Annotated in this window: 1 pseudogene; it reads left to right on the top strand. The window is 38.3% G+C overall.

Annotation, left to right across the window (positions count from 1 at the left end):
- Positions 1–15: 15 nt before the first annotated feature.
- Positions 16–269, top strand: a pseudogene (locus tag SB753_RS37555) (hypothetical protein); the annotation flags it as partial.

Raw genomic sequence — 269 nt, 5'->3', positions numbered from 1 at the left:
CTAGTAGGATTAGAAGTGAGTCGTATTGATTTCCTAGATAAAGGGTCGCTCATCGTTGGAAGTATTCTTATTGTCCTTTTAGCACGTTTTCTCGCTGTTTATATCAGCTTAGCCTTTGATAAATCCATTCCAACTTCATGGAAGCATATTATTTCATGGGGAGGGTTAAAAGGATCTCTTTCAATTGCGCTTGTTTTAGGAATTACGCCCGAATTTGAAGGGAGAAATCTTCTACTAGCGATAACCTTTAGTAATGTGGTCTTTTCTCC

This window comes from Paraburkholderia sp. SIMBA_053 (assembly GCF_046534895.1).
Classification (GTDB): Bacteria; Pseudomonadota; Gammaproteobacteria; order Burkholderiales; family Burkholderiaceae; genus Paraburkholderia; species Paraburkholderia caledonica.
The sequence above is the reverse complement of the archived record's forward strand: the minus strand, read 5'-3'. Positions and strand labels throughout refer to the sequence as shown.